This is a genomic window from Streptomyces iranensis (genome assembly GCF_017874715.1).
In the GTDB taxonomy this organism is placed as follows: Bacteria; Actinomycetota; Actinomycetes; order Streptomycetales; family Streptomycetaceae; genus Streptomyces; species Streptomyces iranensis.
The window spans coordinates 1-19,634 of sequence record NZ_JAGGLR010000023.1 but is presented as its reverse complement, the minus strand read 5'-3'; the positions used below and the strand labels follow the sequence as shown (position 1 = coordinate 19,634).

Below are 19,634 nucleotides of genomic sequence, written 5' to 3'. Positions count from 1 at the left end.
CCCGAGAAGCCGGCCATCAGGCGCGGCACCAACCTGCCGCGGATGGCGGACTTCAACGAGTCCGTGATCCTGGACGCCATCCGCCGGCACGCGGACGGCCTCAGCCGGGTGGAACTCGCCCAGGCCACTGGCCTGTCGGCGCAGACCGTCTCGAACATCACGCGCCGGTTGCTCGACCAGGGTGTGGCGCGCGAGTCGGGCAAACAGCACACCGGCAGCGGCAAGCCCCGCACGCTGCTGGAGGTCGTGCCGAGCTCGCGCTACGCCGTGGGCGTTCACCTCGACCCCGCCGTGATCACCACGGTCCTGGTGGACCTGGCCGGCACCGTCGTCGCCCAGCGCAGCCGGCAGACGCCGAGCGGCGGCGACACCGACCGGACCACCGCCGACATGGCGGCATCGGTGTCGGCGCTGGTGGCCGAGTCCGGCATCGACGACGCCCGGGTGCTGGGCCTGGGCATCGCCGCTCCCGGCCCCATCGACGCGGAAGCGGGCTGGGTGGTGGACCCGCCGGAGCTGCCGGGCTGGGGCCGCTACCCGCTGCGCGATCGCCTGAGCGAAGCCACCGGCTTCCCGGCGCTGCTCGACAAGGACGTGACGGCGGCGGTGGTGGCCGAGCGTTGGGCAGGCGCGGCCACGGACAGCCGCAACCTGCTCTTCTTCTACCTCGGCACCGGCTCCGGCATGGGCCTGGCGGTGGAGGACACGGTGCTGCGCGGCGTGTCGGGCAACGCGGGCGAGGTCGGTGGCCTCGGCGCGTCCTTCTCGGCCCGTACGCTCGTCGACGAGGCCATCGCCCTGGGCGCGCTCGGCACCGAGTACACCTGCCTCGACCCGGCCGACGCCCAGCGCGGCCTGGAACGCCTGGCGGCGCTGGCCGCCGCCGGGGACGTAGCGGCGGACGGCATCATCGAGCGCCTGGCCATCCGCGTCGGCCGCGGCGTCTGCGCGGCGGCGACGCTCCTGGACGTGGACACGGTCGTGTTCGGCGGCCCGGTGTGGCAGCTGCTGTCCGATCGCCTCCTGACCACGATCGAGCCGATGGTGGCGCGGAGCCCATTCGTCAGACCGACCCATCCGACGACGGTCACGTCGACCACCCTGGGCGAAAACGTGGCGGCGATCGGCGCGGCCGCCCTGGTCCTGGACCGCACCCTGTCCGCTCAGCCCAGGTCGCTGCTGCTGGCCTGAAGCACCCGAAAGCGCCCGGCCGCCACGTCCTCGGCCGTGTGACGCCCGTCGGCGGCCCGCGTGCGGTGCCCGAGTGCGCGCCGATGTCCGCCCTCGTCGCGCGGGCCGCGGCGGCGGGCATGACCGTTCCGGACGGCGCGCTGCGGTACCCCCGTCACCTCCCGCCCACCCAAGGTCCCCCACTTCCCCGGAGCCCTGCACCATGCCTGGCCATCCCCGTCTGACCGAGCTGTTCCCGCCCTCGCTGGTCGCCGCCCGTATGCCGCGGATCGGCGAGTGGAGTCCCGTACCGCCCGCGGCGGACCGGGGCGCGTGGGAGGGCATCGGCAACGACACCCGCGGCCGCGTGCTGCAGGCGGCCGACTCGACGCTCGAAGAGCCGTGGCCGTCCCTGCCCGCCTCGCTGTTCGCCCGCTTCGCGCGCGACGGCGACCGCTGGGGTTACCAGGCGCCGGCCGCCGCGCGGCGCGAACGGCTCGGGTGGGCGGTGCTGGCCGCCGCCATGCGCCCCTCTTCCGCGGAATTCCTGGACGAAGTGATGGACGGCGTCTGGGCGCTGTGCGAGGAGACCAGCTGGGTGCTCCCGGCCCACGACTTCCGGGTCCTCGGCTCCCACGGCCGCAAACGCGGGCTGCTGCCGGACCCGGAGCGCCCCACCCTGGACCTCGGCGCCTCGATGACGGCCGTGCTCCTGGCGCTCACCGACGCGATCGCCGGCGAGGAGCTGGACCGGATCGACCCGCTGGTGCGCCGACGGCTGCGCCGGGAGGTCTCCACCCGGGTGCTGCGGCCGTATCTGGAACGCGACGACTGGGGCTGGTACGACGGTTCGACCGCCAAGCTGAACAACTGGAATCCCTGGATCCACTCCGAGCTGCTGCTGGCCACCGCGCTGACAGAGGAATCCGACGAGGTCCGCGGCACATTGGTCTCCCGCATCGTCCAGGGCCTGGAGAACTACCTGGCCGCGCACCCGGACGACGGCGGCTGCGACGAAGGGCCGCACTACTGGTGGCGCGCCGGGGCCAGCCTCTTCGAGTGCCTGGAGACCCTCACCTCGCTGCTCGGCACCGACGCGGGGGTCTTCGGCCATCCCCTGATACGCGCCATCGCGCGCTATCCCCTGGCCACCTGGATCGGCGACGGCTGGGCGGTCAACTTCGCGGACGGGCCGGCGCGTCCACGCGAGATGGGGGCGGCGGTGCTGCACCGGTACGGCCGCCGCACCGATCAGCCGGAGGTGTCCGCACACGCACGGGCGCTGCGCGGCGGCGCCGACGCCGCGATCCCGGAGCCCGGCGGGCCGTTCGACCTGCGCCGTATCTCGGATGCCCTCTTCGACGCCGACTGGCAGGCGGCCGGGCCCGCCCCCTTTCCACTGCCCGTACGCAGCTGGCTGCCCGACACCCAGGTCCTGGTCACCCGCGCAGCGGCGGGCACGGAGCGCGGGCTGCTGCTCGCGGCGAAGGGCGGCCACAACGACGAGAGCCACAATCACAACGATGTCGGCACCTTCATCGTCGCCCTCGACGCCCGGCCGCTGCTGATCGACGCCGGGGTCGGCACATACCGCAAGGAGACGTTCGGCCCGGAGCGTTACGGAATCTGGTCGATGACCAGCGAGTATCACAACGTGCCGATCGTCAACGGCCTCGGCCAGCCGCCGGGGCCGGGCTTCCGGGCGGCCGCGGTCGCCCACTGCCGCGACGGCACCACTGATGAGCTGAGGTGTGACCTCGCCGCGGCCTATCCGCCTGAAGCGGGGCTGACTCGCTGGCGGCGTACGTTCCGGCTCATCCGCGACGCGGACGACGACGGGCGCATCGAGATCGGCGACGCCTGGGGCTGCTCCGCCCCGCCGGGCTCACTGGCGCTGCACCTCCTGGCGGGCGGGGATGTGGCCCTCGCGGGCGGGGGCGGCCGGGCCGTCGTCAGCCCGTCGGCCGGACGTGGGCTGATCCTGGACTGGGACGCCGTGGCGTTCACCGCCTCAGTGGAGACGATCCCGCTCACCGACCCGGCCTTTACCCGCGTGTGGGGCCCGGCGATCCACCGGCTCGTCCTCACCGCCCGCCGGCCCGCGACCGAGGGCGAGCACACGCTGACGATGCGGCCGAATTCCGGGCGGGTGTAGAAGTACTCGCGCTTACGGCTCGGTGGGATCCCAGCCAGTCATCGTCCGATGCTCCGGTGCCATCGGATCTCGCCGTCGTGCCATTCGTCGGTGGGGGTGAGCCCGGCGGCAGTGGCGACGGCGGCGGATGCCCGGTGTGCAGGGTGGATATGGGCGATGACGGTGTGCACCGGCTGCCGGCTGAGCCAGTCGACAAGTCCTCGGGCTGCTTCGCCGGCGATGCCTCTTCCCTGCCACGGGGTCCCCACCACCCAGGCGATCTCGGCGATGGGGCCGTGGTCGGAGGGGCGGACCGTCGCCTGGACGGTGCCCGTCAGGTAGCACTCACCACGGGGCCGGATCACCCAGTTCAGCCAGGAGATGGCCGGATCGGGAGAGCCCGCGGTCATGCGTTGGTAGCGCGAGCGCAGGGCTTGCGGGGTCTCGGGAGTGCCGCCGATAAAGGTGTGCAGGGCCGGATCGGACAGTACGGCGGCCATCTCCTCGGCATGCCCGACGTGCAGCGGCAGCAGCTCCAGCCGCTTGGTATTGATGGTCTGGGCCACGAGGCCGCTCACGCGGCGGTGCGGGAGTCGGCGCCGCGGGGGGAATTTCGCGCCGTAGAGCTGGGCGGATGTTGTGATCGCCGCCTGGGCATGGTCGCAGTCCCGAGTGTTGTAGATGTCCTGGACAGCCTAACAGCCGGGCGTTCGCGATGCCTTGGTGTCTGGTCCAGCGGCTCGCGTCGGCACGTCTGCGTCCTGCCGCTCAAGGCCCGGCCGCGCCCGGGACCGTGTCGAGCAGTGACATCGGGCGCCGAGGTGATCTCGTCCGCGATCACCACCTCGGGCCGGCGGATCAGCCCGTGCGCGATCGCGATCCGCTGGCGCTGCCCACCCGAGCACTCGTGGGGATACTGTTGGATGGTGTCCGCGGGCATCCTGACGGTCTCGAGCCAGTGGACGCTCCCCGTCGTCGGCCGGATCGTACCGGTGAGGGTCTTCGCCAGAGTGGACTTCCCCGATACCGACTCCCCCACGATGCCGACGGTGTGTCCCCTGGTGACGTCCATCGTGATCCCGTGCAGGATCCGCGTCGCCCTTCTTCCCCAGCCGTAGCTCACCTCGAGGTCACGGACCTGGACGGCCGCCGTCTGTGCCGCAGTCTGTGCCGCCGTCTGCTCAGCCATGCGAGTGCTCCTTCGCCGCTTCCGGGGTCCACGTCATGCGGGTGCCGGGCGGATTCCACGGTGAGGTCCGCCGCGTCGATCCCCTCCACCACCTTGCCGAACATGATCGAGGTGCCGAGCGCGGCTCGGTCGCCAGCGCCGTCGCGATCACCGCCCGCTGTCGCATGCCGCCCGAGAGTTCGTGCGGATACTGCTTCATGCGGCGCTCCGGCTGCGTCAGGCGCACCACCCGGAGCGCCTCCACCATGCGGCGCCTCGCCGCCCGCGCACCCATGCGCTTGTGGGTGCGCAGCACCTCGGTGAGCTGGGTGCCGAGCGCCAAGGTCGGGCGCGGCGAGTACGGGCTGCCGCGCCTTCATAGATCCGAGCGCATGCAATCGCGAACAGTGGACCTCATGGAATTCGCCAACGCGATGGCATTTTCGCGGTAAAATCCAGTTCGAATGTGAAAGGTCTCTTCGGACGGCAGTGCGACGACCGCATGTGTGATGCTGGCGTAAATTGAGTGGAGCTGCCCGAGTGTGAAGGTGCATATGTCAGATGCATTTTCCGGCATCTGCGTTACCCCTTTCGCGATGTTTTCCAGTTCCCTTCTGGGGCTGCCCGTGCAGAGTTCTGTCATGGCGTCTTGGTCATGGGCCTCCAAGGTGAGCGCAATGCACTCCCGGAACAGGGCTGCCTGTGCAGGCGTGAGCTTCAACGACAGGCTTCCCGCATCACATGACTGGATTTGAATCCTTGCTCTCATTTTGGCCCGCATCTCTCCGAGTTGAAAGACTCTCCTGAAACGATGGCGTTCTCCATGCCCGGCGTGCGGTGTGGGATCAGCGTCACGGCCTGTCCGCCCACCTGTCCGGCCGTCGGGGTGCGGCCGGGGCGGGCGTGCTCGTCGGCGAGCCGTTCACTCATCCGCTCAGAACCCGCTCGGCGACGGTGAGTTCGTCCCGCTCGGCCCGTCCCCCCCAGGGCGACGATCTTCGCCGCGGGCATCAAGCTGTTCACCGCCGACCCGGTCCCTCACATTCGTTGCTGCGGCGCCTGCGTGTGGCGCTGATGTTCTATCGGAACGTCGCTCTGGTTCAAGTCTGCGCTGTGCCGACCTTCCTAGGCTTCGGAAGTAGCGCAATCCCGGGCGGTTGTAGGCCCCACGTACTTGAAAGACGAGAGACCCGTGAACCAGGAAATTCCGGCCGCGTGGCCGTCGTCACGGGTGCCGGTGCCGGCCTCGTGGGGTGGCTGTCGCACACAGGTTCGCACCGACGGGTACGCCGGGGTGCTCGTGGTCGCGCCGAGGTGGCTGCGAGGGAGCCCCTCAAGGAGGGCCCGGACGGGGCGGACGCGCATCCCCGGTGGGGGATGTCCTGGCCTCGCCGCTGTCCGTCGAAGCACATCGCCAACCGCGGCCAATCCACCGTACTGATCCACGGTCTGGCCGGATGTGCCATCAAAGTGCCCCGAGGAGCACGGCGCGTCGCCCGCCAAGCGGCCTAGTGATATCCGTGACCAATCATGGAACCTTTCGGGTCAGATATGCATGTATCTGACTGTGGCAGGACTAGCGTTGGCCAACGGTTGCGGATGAGTAGCCAGGTCGGCATGAGCTCGTTGCCCAATTGCGCGAGCCAGACCAGATCTGGCGGGTACCACAGAAACAGGGTGTGCATGGCAGCTTCGGCAGACTACGACGGCAGCGATGTGACGGCGGCTCCCTTCCGGGTGCTCGGGCCGCTTGAGGTGAGCGGCAAGCTGGGGGCCGTGTATGTGGCACCGGGGCGACAGGAGATCGTCCTCGGGGCTCTGGTGCTCGAACTGAACCGGGTGGTGGAGACCACCTATCTGGTGGATGTCATCTGGACTCACGATCCGCCGAAGACCGCACGCACCCAGGTGCAGATCTGCGTCTCCCGGCTCCGCAAGGCGCTGGCTGACGGGGGAGTCGACGCCACCATCGAGACCCGCGCTCACGGGTACATCCTGAGGGCGCCGGAGGGCGCGACCGACGTCGGCGACTTCCATCGCCTGGTAACTGAGGCGCATGCCCTGGCCCGTGATGGACTGAAGGCGCCCGCGGTGGACGCGCTCCGCCGGGCGATAGGCCTGTGGCGGGGCCGGTGCCTGGCCGGTGTACCCAGTGAAGTCCTGGCCGGTACGGCGGCGCAGCTGGACGAGAGCCGCCTGGAGGCGGTGGAGACCCGCATGCGGCTGGAGCTGGAGCTGGGCCGTCACGAGCACCTGGTCGGCGAACTGCAGCAGCTTGTCGCCGGGCATCCGCTGCGCGAGCGGCTGCGGGGGCATCTCATGCTGGCGTTGTTCCGCTCGGGTCGGCAGGCGGAAGCGCTGGACGCCTACCACCAGGGCCGCGCGTTGCTCACCGAGGAACTGGGCCTGGACCCGGGAAGGGAACTGCGCGACCTGGCGCAAGCGATCCTGACCGACGACGCCGATCTGGCACTGGCGGAACCGGCCGAGCCGCATTCTCTCGTGGTGACGCCGCTCCCCGAGGGGGGGCAGGAGCGTGGTGCCGATCCCAACCCGGTGGTGACCCCGAGGCAGCTTCCCGCCGACATCGGCGACCTCGTGGCCGATGACGTGATCGTTGCGGCGGTCTGCGACGCCGTCACCGTGGGGCGGGAGAGGGGGCAGCTGAACGTGGTCGTGGTGCTCGGCGGACCTGGTATCGGCAAGAGCACGTTGGCCAGGCATGTGGCGCACCGGCTGGCGGCCGGGTACTTCCCGGACGGACAGCTCTACTGCGACCTGCGAGGGCCGGGCGGACAACCGGTGGGCTCCGCCGAGGCGCTGGGGCGGTTCCTCCGGGCGCTGGGCGTACCGGGCCAGGCCATTCCCGATGGGCTGGATGAGCGCGCGAAGATGTACCGCAGTCTGCTGGCCGATCGCCGGATCCTGGTGTTGCTGGACGACGCGGTGAGCGAGTCGCAGGTGATGCCGCTGCTGCCCGGAACCGGCAGCAGCGGTGTGCTGGTCACCAGCCGCGGCCAGCTCACGGCGCTGCCGGGCACCCGCCGGTTCGACTTGGAGCCGCTGGACCAGGAGCAGGCCGTCCAGCTCCTGGGGCGGATCATCGGAGAGCATCGTGTGGAGGGCGAGCGGGAGGCGGCACGGGCCCTCATACGCCTGGTGGGCGGGCTGCCCCTCGCGCTGCGTATCATCGGCGCGCGGCTGGCCGCGCGCCCGCACTGGTCACTGACCTCCATGTGGCACCGGCTTGAGAACGAGCACCGCCGGTTGGACGAGCTGGCATACGGCGAGCTGTCGATCCGGGCGAGTCTTTCCCTCAGCTACGACGGTCTGGCGGCGGCCGACCGTCGCCTGTTATGTCTGCTCAGTCTGGCCGAGGGGACGGAGATTCCGAGCTGGCTGGGTGCCGCCCTTATCGACGACCGCACGCCGAACCCCGCTGACCTGCTGGAACCGCTCATCGACAGGCGGCTCCTCGACATCACCGCCACGGATCAGGGCGGGGAGTTCCGATGCGGACTGTCGCAGATCGTGCGGACGTTCGCGCACGAACGGCTGCCCCTGGAGATCCCCGAGGCGGAACGCGCCGGAGCGGTGCGGCGGATGGTCGGTGGCTGGATGGCGCTCGCGGAGAGGGCGCACAAAGAGATCTACGGCGGTGCGTACACCATCGTGACGGGCCGGGGCGAACGGTGGCATCCGCCGGAGGAGCATGTCCGGCGGTGCCTGCGCGACCCGCTCGGATGGCTGGAGAGCGAGCGGACCAACCTGTTGAACGCGGTCGAGTTGGCGGCCCGGTCCGGGCTGGACGAGTTGTGCTGGGAGCTGGCCACGACTCTGGTGACGCTCTTCGAGGCCCGCGGCTATCCCGAGCTCTGGGAGCGCACCCATCAGGTGGCGCTGACCGCGGTACAGGAGGCCGGCAACGAACGGGGCCAGGCGGCGGTTCTCGGCTCGTTGGGGACCCTGCATCTGCACCGGGGCGAGTATGAGGCGGCAGGCCCTTACCTCAGCGCCGCTTTGGAGATCTTCGAGCGGATCGGGGAGCTGAGCGGCCAGGCGCTGTGCCTGCGTGACCTGGCGCGCATCGAGCGGCACCATGGCAACGACGATCGGGCGCTGGCCCTCTACGAGAGCGCCGAGCGCAACTTCGTACGGGCGCAGGACGTCATCGGCCGGGCCTACGTGCTGGGCGAGATGGCAAACATCACGATGCGGCGAGCGGACTTCGCGCGAACCCGTTCGTATCTCGACGAGGCTCTCGGGATCTGCCGGTCGGCCGGCTTCGACCGCGGCCAGGCCCTCGCACTGCGGCGGCTGGGCCAAATGCAGACGTACCAGCATCAGTACGAGGCGGCGGAACGGACCCTGCTCGAGGTCCTCGCCATGGTCAGAGCGAGCGGCGACCTGGTCGGAGCGGGGTATGTGCTGCACGACCTCGGCCGGGTCAATGCCCATCTGCGTCGCGTGGGACAGGCCGTCCAGTACTACTCGCAATCGGCCAGGATTCGCGAGCGGATCCTGGACCACAGCGGGGCCGCTGCCGTACGGGCTGACATCGTTGCCATCCTGGGCAGACCGAAGACGTCGGTCGGCTGATACCGGGAGGCGTGCCGACCCGTCAGGTCCACGGCGTGTTGCGGGGTGTTTCGTCGTGCGGTGTCACGGCGACCGGGTCCTGCTGCACGCCGTGCTGATCTCCTACGGCGCCCAGCGCGACGACGGCCCCCGCGGCAGCCGGCAACTTCTTGATGGGCATCTCAGTTCTCCTCCCTCCGCGATCCGTCCCTCGCGATCCGTCCGGGCGTTGCTGAAACCAGCGTGGACCAGGTGCCCATCGCGGCCGCATGCTCGCGCTATCACCGCCTTATTCCGGTCCCGTCCCGCCGTGGATGCGCCGTGATGCCGGGCCGATAGGGCGACACCGGAGATTGGGTCCTGCCGACTTCGGCGCCCCTTCGGGGGACGGCCCTCAAGGAGTGGTCCGAATGACCGTAGTGACCCGGGACGCGGTGACTCCCGCCGCGTTCGGCGTCCTGGAAACCGAATCGCGGCGCGGCACAAAGACCCCCGCGACAGCAGCGGTAGACCTTGTCAGGGAGTTGCCACGGAAGGGGAAGGAACCGGTGCGTGTGCTCCAGGGCCTCTCCTTGACCGTGGCTCAGGGGAAGGTGCACGGCCGATGACGATGGACGCGGAGTTCTACTCCCGGGTGGCGGAGCGGTTCGGCGGCTACTTCAGCGATGCGCGGAGCACCGACGTATTCCCCGACGGCCGCCCGGACGCCGTCTTCGACGAACTGGTGACCGCGCTGGGAACGCCGCACGCCCGACTGCTGGATGTCGGCTGCGCCGACGGGCGCAGTCTGTTGCGCGTCTCCGGTGCGTACGGCGCCGCGACCGGGATAGATCTGTCGCCGTCGATGCTGGAATGCGCCGCGCGGTATCGAGCGGAGGCAGGCCAGGAGCACGTCACGTTCGAGCTGTGCGACGCCGCCCACACGGGGCTGCCCGATGGGCACGCCGATGTGGTCACCTCCCGCCGCGGTCCGCTGATCGCCGGAGAGTTCGAGCGGGTGCTCCGCCCCGGTGGGGCCGTGGTGTACATGGGAATCGGGGAGCAGGACGCGCGCGAGCTGAAGGAAACGTTCGGTCGCGGCCAGGACTTCGACAGCTGGAACGGCAGGCCATTGTCGGAGGAGATTGCTCTGGAACTGTCCGATGCGGGCTTCGTCGTGACAAGAAACCAGGCGTTCCGGTTCGAGGAGTTCTACCATTCGGCGGGCGATCTGGACACTTTTCTGCACCAAGTGCCAATCATTGACAACTACGATTCGGCGGCGGACAAGGAGGCGTTCGATCGATATGTCGCCGCGGCGACAGTCGATCAGGGCGTCCGGCTGAGTCGGCATTGGTTCATAGTGCAGGCGCAGAAGCCGACGGCCGTCGAGCCGTCCCACTCATAGGAAACGGTGCGCCATGGAGCAGGATCTCGTAGTCAACGAAATCTTCGGTCCGACCGTCCAGGGCGAGGGCCGGTCCCTGGGACGCAGATGCGCGTTCCTGCGACTCGGCGGGTGCAACCTGTCGTGCACGTGGTGCGATACGCCGTACACGTGGGACTGGACCGGAGCCGCCGAGAGCGGGATCGCCCACGATCCGCGCAAGGAGCTGCACCGCCGTCCGGTCGGAGATGTCCTCGCAGAGTTGCTCGCATTCGACACCGAGCTGATCGTGATATCCGGCGGTGAGCCCCTGGGCCAGCAGGAGCGGCTGATTCCTCTGGTGGCGGCACTGACCGGACACGGTAAAGAGATCGAGATCGAGACCAACGGGACGCACGCCGCGCACCCCGAACTCATCGCCGCCGGCGTCAGGTTCAACGTCTCGCCGAAGCTGTCGCACTCGGGCGACCCCCTGCAGCGCAGGATCGTCCCTGACGCACTCACCAGTCTCTCGGCACTGCCGGAAAGTACGTTCAAGTTCGTCTGCCAGAACACCGGCGATCTCGAAGAAGTGGCCCAGCTGGTTGCCACCTTCGACCTGTCCTCGGTATGGATCATGCCGATCGGGCGTTCCGCCGACGATGTCACAAAACATATGAGCGAGTTGGCCGACGCTGTGGTGGAGCGCGGCTGGAACCTGACGACCAGACTTCACACCTTGTTGTGGGACGACAAACGCGGCGTGTGAGCAACGGCACACGCAAAGGAGAAGGGAACTCGGATCGATGACATTTCGAATCACGAAGAAATTTGACTTCTCGGCCAGTCATCGGCTTACCGGCCTTGCTCCTGAGCACCAGTGTGCCCGAATGCACGGGCACAACTATGTGATCGAGTTGGAGCTTGCAGCCGACGATGCGGATCTGTTGCCCGTGGGCTTCGTTCGAGACTACGGAGACTTGTCCGCATTCAAGGTCTGGCTGGACAACCATCTTGATCACCGGCATCTGAACGATGTGATGGACGAAAATCCGACGGCTGAGAATATGGCAGCCTGGGTCTACAAGACATGGTCGATGGAGTTTCCCGAGCTGACCTGCGTGCGTGTCTCGGAAACTCCCAAGACTTGGGCCGAGTACCGGCCGTGAGGTCAGTGACTCCGAAGCCCAGACGAAAGGTGACCGCATGTCGGTGACAGAATTGGACCTCGATGGTGACTCGTCGGCGTCGAGGACGACCGAGGATCCACTGGTCGGGCTCGCCCGTCAACTGCTGGAGGAGATCGGCGAGGACCCGAATCGCGATGGACTGCGCGACACACCTGCGCGGTTCGCTCGCTGGTGGCGAGAGTTCATCAACTACGACCCGGGTTCGCTGGGCACTCTCTTCGAGTCCATCGGCACGAGCCAGCTCGTAGTTGTCTCAGACATTCAGGTCTGGTCCCTGTGCGAGCATCATCTCCTCCCGTTCAACTGCTCCGTGACGATCGCCTACCGTCCGACGGGGCAATTGCTCGGCCTGTCGAAGTTTGCCAGGGTCGCCCATCAGTACGCGCACAAGCTGCAGGTCCAGGAGCGTCTCGTGGACCAGATCGCGCTTGAGATCAGCACCCTGAGCGGTACCCCGGACGTCGCGGTCATAGCGAAGGGCGAGCACCTTTGCATGTCGATGCGCGGCATCAAGGCCGCCGCGCAGATGACATCGACCGCATATCGCGGGGAGTTCAGCACGGACCCCGGGCTCCGGGGCGAGCTGTTCGACTTGCTCCGGGTGTAACGAGCCATACCGCATTTTCCCCGGTCTGAGTTTTCGTACTCAGTGGGATCGAGATGGCTGTCGTCGTCGTGTCGCTCGGATCGCGCGGTCGCGCGGTTGCTGGACCATCGGCCGTGCGAGACACGGACGGCCGATGGCAACGCATGGCCCGGCAGGGTTTACGACACATGCGAATCCGGTCCGGTCGACATGAAAGGACAACGATGAACGACAATGACTCTTTGACGCCCGCGGAAGCGGTTCGCCTGCTCCCCGCGCTGGACGCCGACCGGCTGGTGGCCGACCTTATGACGGCGCGCGACCACCTGTGGGACCAACAGCGCGTGTACCGGGACGGGGCTGTGGTCAGGCAGGCCGAGGAGGACTGGCGCTGCCTCGCGGTGCGCAGCCCCGGTGGTGACAAGACACGTACCGACCCGGGCGGCCCCGGTGGTGAGGAGTTCGCCGATACCGAGTGGCTGGCCCATATGCCGTATGTGCGGGAGATCCTGCGCTCGATTCCCGGACCCCTCTTCGCGGCCCGATTCATGGATCTTGGACCCGACACCGTCGGATACCGCCATTGCGACTTCAAGTTCGCCCCGGACTGGGGTATGGCCCGGCTGCACATCCCCGTCATCACCCACGAGAAGGCCTCGCTGGAGCTTGACGGAGTGACCTACCGCTGGCAGCCCGGTGAGTTCTGGTTCGGTGACTTCAGCCGCATGCACCAGATCGAGAACCTTGGTCCCGAGCATCGGGTGCATCTTGTCGTGGACGTACTCGTCACTCCGGAGCTCGCACAGCTGTTCCCGGCTGACTGGGCCGACTACTTCAACGGCCCGGATGTGCTCTACAACCGGCCGTCGGTGGCCTTGGCCGACAGCGAGCGGGAAGCAGCTCCCTGTTCGTTCGACGCGCCGGAGCACCTGCTGGAGGTGGAGGAGTTCGGGTCGCTCACCGGCCCGCAACCGCAGGCCACCTTCCACGTCGTCGACACCGGCACGGGTCTCGCCATCCGATCTCCCCGGGACCACCTGTTCCCGCTGGTGGCCCTCGGCGGACACGAGTACCGCCTGGTCGGGTGGAGCGAGGAGCGAACCGTGACCATGCGGCTGGACGGTCCGCGCCCCGAGGTCGAGCTGACCTACCGCAGGGGCCGGCGAGCGACCCGGCTGGTCGTCCCGGCCATGCCGGCGGCATGACCAGCACCGGGCAGTACTGATCCCCCCATCCATTTCCATTCGCCGGAAGGCGACGCATGCCCAAAACCGTCGCAATCGTGTCCGGCGGCCTGGACTCGGTCACCATGGCCTATCACCTCCAGGCGCAAGGACACACACTCCGACTGCTGTCCGTGAACTACGGGCAACGCCACCTCATCGAGCATGAGTTCGCCGAGAAGGCGGCTCGAACGCTCGGGGTGCCGCACGACGTCGTCGATCTCAGCCCGGTCGGCAAGCTCATGCACGGCTCCTCGCTCACCGACCCGGACGTCGACGTGCCGGATCAGAAGAGGGAGTCGCCCGGCGAGAGCCCGAACGTCGTGCCCAACCGCAATGCCCTGCTGCTGTCCGTCGCCTTCGCGGTCGCCGTCGCCGAGAAGGCGGAAGCGGTGGCCATCGGGGTGATCGACGACGCGCAGGCCGCGCCCGACGCCAATACCGCGTTCCTCGACTCCTTCCTCGCCATGGAGAAGATCGCGACCCGCGGATACGCGCACCCCGAGCTGACCTTGTCGGCGCCGCTGGCCGAGCTGCGCAAGAGCGGTGTGGTGTCGCTCGGAGAGGAGCTCGGCGTCCCCTGGACCGAGACCTGGACCTGCATGCGTGGCGGCGCGCTGCACTGCGGACGGTGCGCTTCCTGCTGGGACCGGCAGGAAGCGTTCCGAGACGCCGGGGTGACCGACCCGACGGCTTACCAGACCAGCCATGCGAAGGAGCTGCCATGACCGACCACTTTCCGGTGCTCGACCTCCGTGACGCCGCCGGTTCGGAAGAAACCCGGGCAGAGTTCCTGAACCGGTTGCGCAAGGCCATCCACGAGGTCGGCTTCTTCCAGCTCGTCGGTCACGGTATCGAGGACTCCGACGACATGCTCGAGCTGGCCCGCCAGTTCTTCGCCCTGCCCGAGGCCGATCGGCTCGCGCTGAACATCCTCGACTCGCCGCTGTTCCGCGGCTACTCCGAACTCGGCCGCGAACACACCAAGGGCATCCCCGACCAGCGCCAGCAGCTGGACATCGGTCCGGAGCAGCCCGAGAGGACGTCCGCGCCCGGCGATCCCGCCTACCGGTGCCTGATCGGCCCGAACGAGTGGCCCAAGGCGATGCCCGAGCTGCGGCCGGCCATCGAGTCATGGATCACCCGGCTGACCGATCTGTCGCATAAGCTGCTTCGGCTGATGCTCGAGTCGCTCGCCGCCCCCGCCGGGTTCCTGGACGACGTGGTCGACCCGGATCCGCAGATCCATCTCAAACTCCTGCACTACCCCGGTCCCACGCAGACGAGCGAGGACACCGGCTCCGGCCAGGGGACCGGCATCCACAACGACCTCGGGCTGCTCACCCTGCTCGTCCAGGACGGCAACGGCGGTCTCCAGGTCGCGGTCGAGGACGACCAGTTCGTCGATGTGCCGGTGATCCCGGGGGCGTTCGTGGTCAACCTGGGAGAGCTGCTGGAGGTGGCGACGAGGGGCTACGTGCGTGCCACCCTCCACCGGGTGGTCCGGCCCGCCCCGGGCGTCAACCGCTACTCGATTCCCTTCTTCTACAACCCCCGGCTGGACGCCACGATGCAGCCACTGCCCAGCCCATATGTCGAGGGCGCCGGCGGAGTCATCGACGTCGCCGACAACCCGCTGTTCGCACTGTACGGCGACAACGTCATGAAGGGTCTGATCCGCTCCTTCCCCGACATCGTGGCCCGGCACCACCCGACTCTGGCCGCGACAGCCGGGTCCGCGAATTCCTGACCGGGAGCCGCGGGCCGGGGCCGGCCGGCTCATCGCCGAGCACGGAAGCCCCCGTGACCTTGTTCTCGACCAGATCACCGCTGGCAAGGTCAGGCCGGAGGGATTGTTCGTTCGCCGGGCCACTCACCCGGAGGAGGCGCCCACGAAGCGCCCCGACCCTGGTCGGATCCGAGGTACGCGCCATCCACGCGGCCTCGGACGACGCGGGGCGGCAGCGTTCCACGAGCGAGGCAGATCGGCAGTCGCCGGGAACGGCCGTCCGGGCGGACGGCGTCGCCGGCCGGGTGACGCCGGGCAGGGCGGCCGGGATCCGGCACCGACTGACCGGCGCCACCCTGCCGAGGGGCGTCACCGCGGCAGGCGCTCGCCCGGTACGGGGGCTTCGCCGCCGGGCCGGCCGCCGCACTGCAAGGACTCGGTGGCCCGGTTGGCCCAGGAGTACGCGAAGAGGCGGCAGTTGCCGGCCGGGGAACTCCGCTGACGGGGACCGAACGAACATGAGACAGGGCGAATTTCATGAGGATCAACCTTCTCGGGCCGCTCCAGGCATACGGGGACGATGACCGCGTCGACCTGGCGCCGGCCGCCCAGAAAGTACGTCAGACACTGGCACTGCTCGTGCTGAACGCGGGCCGGGTGGTGCGCTTCGAGCAACTCATGGACGAGCTGTGGGACGCCGACCCGCCGGCCAGCGTGCACACCGCTCTGCAGACGTATGTGTACCAGCTCAGGAAGCGGTTCTCGCTCGGCAATCCGCGGAGCGGCGGCGCGGTACGGGCCGCCGGACCGCTGCTGGGCACGGTCGACGGCGGCTACCAGCTGTCGCTGCCCGCCGACCACGTGGACGTCTTCCGGTGCGAGCCGCTGCTCGCCCGCGCCCGTGCGGAGTTCCGTGACGAGGACTTCGCCCGAGCCCGTGACACGGCCGCCGCGGCGCTGCAGCTGTGGCGGGACGATGCGCTGGTGGACGTGCGCAAGGGGCCCGCGCTGCAGGCGGAGGCGGTCCGCCTGAAGGAGTTGCGTACCAGCGCACACCACCTGCGGATCGAAGCCGACCTGCACCTCGGCCGGCCCCACGAGGTGCTCGGCGAGCTCACCTCGATGGCCGGGCGGGAACCCACGAACGAGTGGGCCCAGCGCAATCTGATGACGGCTCTCTACCGTATGGACCGGCGGGTGGAGGCGCTCCAGGTCTACCAGCGGGCACGCGAGCGGATCGCCACCGAGCTGGGTCTCGACCCTTCGCCCGAACTCCAGGCCCTGCACACGGCCGTGCTCACGTCGGACGAGGCGCTGCTGCGTCCCGCCGGGCGGCTCACGGCCATGACCGCCGCCACCCGGGCGCCCTGCCATCTGCCCGCCCCGCGCGAGCGCCTGATCGGACGCGCCGGCCAGCTGGCGCGCCTGACCTCGGTGCTGGCCGGCCGGGCGCGGGAGGACCGGCCGCTCGTGATCGTGGGGGGCGCTCCCGGCATGGGGAAGAGCGAGCTGTGCCTGCACGCCGCGCATCAGGTGAGCGGTCACTACCCGGACGGACGGCTCTACGCACGTCTGCGTGACGGCGCCGGCCGGCGGGTGCGGCCCGCCGAGATCCTCCGCTCGTTCCTGCGTGGACTCGGCGCGACGGAGGAGCAGTTGCGGCTGGGCACGACCGACCTGAGCCTGCTGTTCCGTAGCTGGACCGCCGACCTGCGCGTCCTGGTGGTGCTCGACGACGTCTGCGACGTACAGGACTTGACGCCGCTGCTGCCGTCCGGCGGCGGCTGCGGCGTGGTGATCGGCAGCCGACGGCGGCTGTTCGTGTCCTCGTCGGCGGTCCACGTCGAACTGGCCGGACTGGCCTTCGACGACTGTCTGCACCTGCTGGCGTCCTCCGTGCCGAGGCACTGGATCACCATGGACCCGGAGGGGCTGCGACGGCTGGCCGAGCTGTGCCGGGGGCTGCCGGGAGCGCTCTTCGCGGTCGCTTCGCAGTTGCGCCGCCGCCCGCACTGGACGGCCCGGCAGGCCACTGCCTGGGCTCTCGCGTCCGGGGGCGCCGACAGCGATCCGCTGGGCGTGCGGGCCGGATTCGACCGGACGCTCGCGATGCTGCCCGCCGAGTCGCGGTCCCTGGCGTACGCGCTGTTGTCTCCCAGCGTCCCCGATCGGCTCACGCCGGCGCTTGCCGCCGCGGCCCTGGGGATCACCGACCAGCGGGCCGAGGATCTGCTGGAGGAGCTGTCGGAGAGCTATCTGCTGCGCGCGCGGCACCCGTGTGTGAACGGCCGGTTCTCCTACGAATGGGAGCCCGGGGTACGCCCGTTCGCGGCGCGGCAGAGCAACGCGCCGGTCATGTGCTCGGCCTGACGGTCACGCCAAGCTCCGTGACCGCCGGGATGACCCCACGCAGGACCGTACCGGCCGGAATGTCCTGCCCGAACCGCCCAAGCAACCGAACCTTGGAGAACCGTCATGCCACAGCGCCCGAAACTCGTCCTCGCCGGTCAGTTGTCCGTGTATCCCTGGGTGTTCGAAGCAGCCGAGCGTGCCGGTATCGACCTGATCCTCGTCCCCAGGGGGGACGACTCGGCGGAGGTCGCCGGGCGGGCCAAGGCGGTGGTCGAACTGCTGCCACTGGACGTCGACGAAAACCCGGAAAGTGCGCTGTCCGAGCTCGTCGACCGCTATCGGCGGGAGCCCTTCGACGGAATCATGGCGGGCAACGAGAGGGTCGTGCCGTTCGTGGCGCGCGCCGCTCGGGAGCTGGGCCTCGCCGGTCTGACCGAGGAGGCGGCGGCCGTGGTGCGCGACAAGCGCGTCATGCGCCAACGCCTGCGGGAGGCGGGTCTGGGCGTGCCCGGCTTCGTGGTCATCGAGGATCCGGACGGCTGGACCGACGCGCTGACCTTGCGGTTCCCCGTCGTGGTCAAGCCGGCGAACGGCCACTCCAGTCTCGGTGTGATCCGGGTGGACGACAAGGACAGCCTCGAGCAGGCCGTGGCCCGCACCTGGAAGCTCATCGAAGCCCACCACCTGGGGGCCGCCGACGGATCGACCCCGGAATCCGGTGTGTTGGTCGAGGAGTACCTGGACGGGCCGGAGGTCTCCGCCGAATCCCTCGTGTACCAGGGGCAGGTACGGGTCTGTGGCATCAGCTGGAAGGGGGAACTGGCGGGGCCCTACTTCGAGGAGACCACGTTGCGGGCCCCCGCCCAGCTGCCCGCCGAGATACTCGCCGCGATCGAGGCGGAGGTGATCGGTGCGCACCACGCCTTCGGCGTCACGGAGGGCACCACGCACACCGAAGTGCGGCTGGTCGGCGGGGTGCGGCCGGTGCTGCTGGAGATGGGCGCGCGCATCGGCGGCGGGGGCTTCATGCACCACCTCGTCCACCTCAGCAGCGGGATCGACCTGGCCGCCGAGGCGATGCGCATCCACCTCGGCCGGGAACCGCTCTGCTGGCGTGAGGAGCCGGTACCGGTCGGCCATGTGGCGGCCTATCAGGTGGCGGTCGGCAGCGGCGGACGGATGAAGCGGATACGCGGCTTGGACTCGGTGCGCAATGACCCGCGGGTGGACTACGTGGTGGAGGCCGTGAGCCCCGGCACACTGGTGGTCCCCTACCCGGACCACTCCGGATACCCGGTCATGGTGATCTCCCGTCATGAGTCGGACGCCGAGGCCGAGGCGTACCGCGCCCACCTCGCACGGACGCTGCACGTCGAGTACGAAGAGCAGGATTGAGCACGCGCCACGGCGCGGCACCGAGGGGCTGTTCAACCGTTTGTCGTGGACGGTTGAACAGCCCCTCTCCTTTCCCTGCCAAGTCTTTGTCGCAACGCACTTGAGTCGCGATTGAGCCGTCTCGGGCGGTCCCGTGCCACACTCGGCCTCATGCTCCACAGGCGTGCTGATCAATCTCTGATCGAACGGACAAGGCAAATTCGCGGGGGCCTTATGGGAACCCCGCTGATTCCCTTGGCGGACGAGCAGTGCGACATCGTCGCCAAGTTGGAATTCTGTAATCCCACGGGGAGTAGTAAAGACCGTTCGGCGCTGTGGATTCTGGAACAGGCAATCGTTCGCGGGGAGATAGCGGACGGCACCACGGTGGTGGAGTCGTCGTCCGGCAATTTCGCGTTGGCTCTGGCTTTTTACTGCCGGATGCTCGGTATCTCGTTCGTTCCGGTCATCGATCCGAACTGTAATGAGGCCACCGAGGCTCAGTTGCGGCTGCTGTGTGAGCGGGTGGAGAAGGTTGCGCTCCGTGATGAGGCGGGGAGCTATCTGAAGAGTCGGCTGTCGCGGGTGCAGGAGTTGCTGCTTGAACTCGATTCGGCTTATTGGCCCAACCAGTATGCCAATCCGGATGCCCGGGACGCGCATTACCGTTTTACCGCGGGTGAGTTGATCGCGCAGGCGGGTCCGCTGGACTATCTGTTCGTCGGTGTGGGCACGGGTGGCACGATCGCCGGGCTGTCCCATCGGGTGAAGGAAGTGTATCCGGA

Annotated in this window: 18 protein-coding genes; 13 read left to right on the top strand and 5 right to left on the bottom strand. The window is 68.9% G+C overall.

Annotated elements, in window-relative coordinates; genetic code table 11:
- The first annotated feature begins 42 nt into the window (after positions 1–42).
- Positions 43–1,191, top strand: a complete 1,149-nt coding sequence (locus tag J2Z30_RS35215; protein WP_044582201.1) for an ROK family transcriptional regulator — start codon at positions 43–45, stop codon at positions 1,189–1,191.
- A gap of 202 nt (positions 1,192–1,393) precedes the next feature.
- Positions 1,394–3,325, top strand: a complete 1,932-nt coding sequence (locus tag J2Z30_RS35210; RefSeq protein ID WP_044578152.1) for a heparinase II/III domain-containing protein — start codon at positions 1,394–1,396, stop codon at positions 3,323–3,325.
- 38 nt (positions 3,326–3,363) lie between these two features.
- On the opposite strand, the gene J2Z30_RS35205 is transcribed toward J2Z30_RS35210, so the two are convergent.
- The 4 genes from J2Z30_RS35205 to J2Z30_RS35190 are packed head-to-tail and all read right to left on the bottom strand — an operon-like array spanning position 3,364 to position 5,253.
- On the bottom strand, positions 3,364–3,882 hold the full coding sequence (locus tag J2Z30_RS35205) for a GNAT family N-acetyltransferase (protein ID WP_044578154.1): 519 nt from the start codon (positions 3,880–3,882) through the stop codon (positions 3,364–3,366).
- Positions 3,879–4,493, bottom strand: a complete 615-nt coding sequence (locus J2Z30_RS51115; RefSeq protein WP_052701681.1) for an ATP-binding cassette domain-containing protein — start codon at positions 4,491–4,493, stop codon at positions 3,879–3,881. Before J2Z30_RS51115 ends, J2Z30_RS35205 begins: the two co-directional genes overlap by 4 nt.
- Positions 4,486–4,815, bottom strand: coding sequence for an ATP-binding cassette domain-containing protein (locus J2Z30_RS35195; protein WP_245388810.1), 330 nt, complete (start codon positions 4,813–4,815; stop codon positions 4,486–4,488). The genes J2Z30_RS51115 and J2Z30_RS35195 overlap by 8 nt, the downstream gene beginning before the upstream one ends.
- 33 nt (positions 4,816–4,848) lie before the next feature.
- A complete protein-coding gene (locus J2Z30_RS35190) occupies positions 4,849–5,253 on the bottom strand; it encodes a hypothetical protein (protein ID WP_209468970.1) in 405 nt (134 codons plus the stop codon).
- Between the two features lie 902 nt (positions 5,254–6,155).
- Between J2Z30_RS35190 and J2Z30_RS35185 the strand changes: the two genes are divergently transcribed.
- The gene (locus J2Z30_RS35185) at positions 6,156–9,071 is read left to right on the top strand and encodes an AfsR/SARP family transcriptional regulator (protein ID WP_044578159.1); all 2,916 of its coding nucleotides are present in this window, start codon (positions 6,156–6,158) and stop codon (positions 9,069–9,071) included.
- A 22-nt stretch (positions 9,072–9,093) separates the two neighbouring features.
- Here J2Z30_RS35185 and J2Z30_RS35180 read toward each other — a convergent pair whose 3' ends face one another.
- Entirely contained in the window at positions 9,094–9,231 is a 138-nt protein-coding gene (locus tag J2Z30_RS35180) for a hypothetical protein (RefSeq protein WP_209468969.1), read from the bottom strand.
- Positions 9,232–9,654: 423 nt separating this feature from the next.
- Here J2Z30_RS35180 and J2Z30_RS35175 point away from each other — a divergent pair, with 423 nt between their 5' ends.
- The 10 genes from J2Z30_RS35175 to J2Z30_RS35130 all read left to right on the top strand — a co-directional run.
- Positions 9,655–10,437 carry a class I SAM-dependent methyltransferase gene (locus J2Z30_RS35175; protein ID WP_052701682.1) on the top strand — a complete coding sequence of 261 codons (783 nt, stop codon included), beginning with the start codon at positions 9,655–9,657 and terminating at the stop codon, positions 10,435–10,437.
- Positions 10,438–10,450: 13 nt separating this feature from the next.
- Positions 10,451–11,164 carry a 7-carboxy-7-deazaguanine synthase QueE gene (locus J2Z30_RS35170; RefSeq protein ID WP_044578165.1) on the top strand — a complete coding sequence of 238 codons (714 nt, stop codon included), beginning with the start codon at positions 10,451–10,453 and terminating at the stop codon, positions 11,162–11,164.
- A gap of 37 nt (positions 11,165–11,201) precedes the next feature.
- On the top strand, positions 11,202–11,564 hold the full coding sequence (locus J2Z30_RS35165) for a 6-pyruvoyl trahydropterin synthase family protein (protein ID WP_044578167.1): 363 nt from the start codon (positions 11,202–11,204) through the stop codon (positions 11,562–11,564).
- Between the two features lie 37 nt (positions 11,565–11,601).
- Complete coding sequence (folE, locus tag J2Z30_RS35160) at positions 11,602–12,192, top strand: GTP cyclohydrolase I (RefSeq protein WP_044578169.1); 591 nt, start codon at positions 11,602–11,604, stop codon at positions 12,190–12,192.
- A gap of 203 nt (positions 12,193–12,395) precedes the next feature.
- The gene (locus tag J2Z30_RS35155) at positions 12,396–13,376 is read left to right on the top strand and encodes an aspartyl/asparaginyl beta-hydroxylase domain-containing protein (RefSeq protein WP_044578172.1); all 981 of its coding nucleotides are present in this window, start codon (positions 12,396–12,398) and stop codon (positions 13,374–13,376) included.
- Between the two features lie 56 nt (positions 13,377–13,432).
- Positions 13,433–14,122 carry a 7-cyano-7-deazaguanine synthase gene (locus J2Z30_RS35150; RefSeq protein ID WP_044578173.1) on the top strand — a complete coding sequence of 230 codons (690 nt, stop codon included), beginning with the start codon at positions 13,433–13,435 and terminating at the stop codon, positions 14,120–14,122.
- A complete protein-coding gene (locus J2Z30_RS35145; protein WP_044578176.1) occupies positions 14,119–15,144 on the top strand; it encodes an isopenicillin N synthase family dioxygenase in 1,026 nt (341 codons plus the stop codon). The genes J2Z30_RS35150 and J2Z30_RS35145 overlap by 4 nt, the downstream gene beginning before the upstream one ends.
- Positions 15,145–15,660: 516 nt before the next feature.
- Entirely contained in the window at positions 15,661–17,493 is a 1,833-nt protein-coding gene (locus J2Z30_RS35140; RefSeq protein WP_052701683.1) for an AfsR/SARP family transcriptional regulator, read from the top strand.
- A 105-nt stretch (positions 17,494–17,598) separates the two neighbouring features.
- Positions 17,599–18,870, top strand: a complete 1,272-nt coding sequence (locus J2Z30_RS35135) for an ATP-grasp domain-containing protein (protein ID WP_044578179.1) — start codon at positions 17,599–17,601, stop codon at positions 18,868–18,870.
- A gap of 150 nt (positions 18,871–19,020) precedes the next feature.
- A partial coding sequence (locus tag J2Z30_RS35130; RefSeq protein WP_245388809.1) for a pyridoxal-phosphate dependent enzyme occupies positions 19,021–19,634 on the top strand: 614 nt, incomplete at its 3' end.

Excerpts from the sequence above, each read along its gene's own strand:
- J2Z30_RS35215 (WP_044582201.1), top strand. The coding sequence starts at position 43 with ATGGCGGACTTCAACGAGTCCGTGATCCTGGACGCCATCCGCCGGCAC.
- J2Z30_RS35210 (WP_044578152.1), top strand. The coding sequence starts at position 1,394 with ATGCCTGGCCATCCCCGTCTGACCGAGCTGTTCCCGCCCTCGCTGGTC.
- J2Z30_RS51115 (WP_052701681.1), bottom strand. The coding sequence starts at position 4,493 with ATGGCTGAGCAGACGGCGGCACAGACTGCGGCACAGACGGCGGCCGTC.
- J2Z30_RS35190 (WP_209468970.1), bottom strand. The coding sequence starts at position 5,253 with ATGCGGGCCAAAATGAGAGCAAGGATTCAAATCCAGTCATGTGATGCG.
- J2Z30_RS35185 (WP_044578159.1), top strand. The coding sequence starts at position 6,156 with ATGGCAGCTTCGGCAGACTACGACGGCAGCGATGTGACGGCGGCTCCC.
- J2Z30_RS35180 (WP_209468969.1), bottom strand. The coding sequence starts at position 9,231 with ATGCCCATCAAGAAGTTGCCGGCTGCCGCGGGGGCCGTCGTCGCGCTG.
- J2Z30_RS35175 (WP_052701682.1), top strand. The coding sequence starts at position 9,655 with ATGACGATGGACGCGGAGTTCTACTCCCGGGTGGCGGAGCGGTTCGGC.
- J2Z30_RS35170 (WP_044578165.1), top strand. The coding sequence starts at position 10,451 with ATGGAGCAGGATCTCGTAGTCAACGAAATCTTCGGTCCGACCGTCCAG.
- J2Z30_RS35165 (WP_044578167.1), top strand. The coding sequence starts at position 11,202 with ATGACATTTCGAATCACGAAGAAATTTGACTTCTCGGCCAGTCATCGG.
- folE (WP_044578169.1), top strand. The coding sequence starts at position 11,602 with ATGTCGGTGACAGAATTGGACCTCGATGGTGACTCGTCGGCGTCGAGG.
- J2Z30_RS35155 (WP_044578172.1), top strand. The coding sequence starts at position 12,396 with ATGAACGACAATGACTCTTTGACGCCCGCGGAAGCGGTTCGCCTGCTC.
- J2Z30_RS35150 (WP_044578173.1), top strand. The coding sequence starts at position 13,433 with ATGCCCAAAACCGTCGCAATCGTGTCCGGCGGCCTGGACTCGGTCACC.
- J2Z30_RS35145 (WP_044578176.1), top strand. The coding sequence starts at position 14,119 with ATGACCGACCACTTTCCGGTGCTCGACCTCCGTGACGCCGCCGGTTCG.
- J2Z30_RS35140 (WP_052701683.1), top strand. The coding sequence starts at position 15,661 with ATGAGGATCAACCTTCTCGGGCCGCTCCAGGCATACGGGGACGATGAC.
- J2Z30_RS35135 (WP_044578179.1), top strand. The coding sequence starts at position 17,599 with ATGCCACAGCGCCCGAAACTCGTCCTCGCCGGTCAGTTGTCCGTGTAT.